Annotated in this window: 2 protein-coding genes; one reads left to right on the top strand and one right to left on the bottom strand. The window is 46.3% G+C overall.

Annotated features, from left to right (window positions below):
• On the top strand, positions 1-308 hold a 308-nt coding region (locus tag A3735_RS20910; protein WP_197485960.1), incomplete at its 5' end, for a peptidogalycan biosysnthesis protein.
• A 427-nt stretch (positions 309-735) separates the two neighbouring features.
• Here the strand turns inward: A3735_RS20910 and A3735_RS20905 are convergent.
• A partial coding sequence (locus A3735_RS20905; RefSeq protein ID WP_369820545.1) for a hypothetical protein occupies positions 736-999 on the bottom strand: 264 nt, incomplete at its 5' end.

Raw genomic sequence — 999 nt, 5'->3', positions numbered from 1 at the left:
GCGATAATGCCTTGTACGGTCGTTATTGGGGCTGTATCGAAGAGGCTAATAATCTTCATTTCGAGCTTTGTTACTATCAAGGGATTGAATACTGTATCGCGAATGGCCTGGCTAGGTTTGACCCCGGAGTTCAGGGTGAACATAAAATCCAACGAGGCTTTCGTCCGACTTATACTTACTCAAACCACTGGCTGGCTGAAGAAGGGTTTCGAGAGCCCGTTGCGGAATTTATTAGCAAAGAAAATGAAATGCTCGAAGCTTATTATGAGGATGCGAGTACTTATTTGCCTTTCAAAAAACAGCAATAAGGCTCTGCTAGTTTGCACGGCTTTAATGTTCTCCAATCTTTTGAAACTGGTCTAGCTCGTTGATAAGGTCTGGACTGGAAAGTGCCATTTCGAGACATAGGTACTTGTTTTGATTTTGGTCGGATGTACGCCAAAGTGTACCGGTTCGCGATTAGATGTTTACCCCCTAACGTTATGATATCCCACCGTTGTCATCCTCGCGCATGCGGGGATCCATTGTTTTTGACCCAAACCTTATTAATTCGATTACTACGACGGTTTCAAATGCTGCGTTCTATTCAAGACAATGGATTCCCGCCTGCGCGGGAATGACGGAGTTGTGGTGCGGGAAGGCACAGTGTGGAAGGGCCGAGAGTCCAACTTGCCGCCATTCCGCCCTCTCCTACTAACCTGTAATAGGCTAAAACCCAAGCAAGCACCAATGACCTCACTTCTCAAGCTTGGCGATATAATCATGAATCGCCAGTTGGGATTGAATCTTACGTTTGTTACCCCGTGGTTTATATTGATTGGTCTGCTTCGCATCGATGATTCGCGCTTTGGTGGTATCTGACCATTGAATCTCGAAGATATCCAGAATCTGCTTTTGAAGCTGTTTGTCGTAAACCGGGCAGCCTACTTCAACACGGTGGTCGATGTTGCGGGTCATCCAGTCTGCAGATGAGATATAAATCTCGTGCTCGCCCTGGTT

It is taken from the genome of Oleiphilus sp. HI0061 (assembly GCF_001635675.1).
The sequence above is the reverse complement of the archived record's forward strand: the minus strand, read 5'-3'. Positions and strand labels throughout refer to the sequence as shown.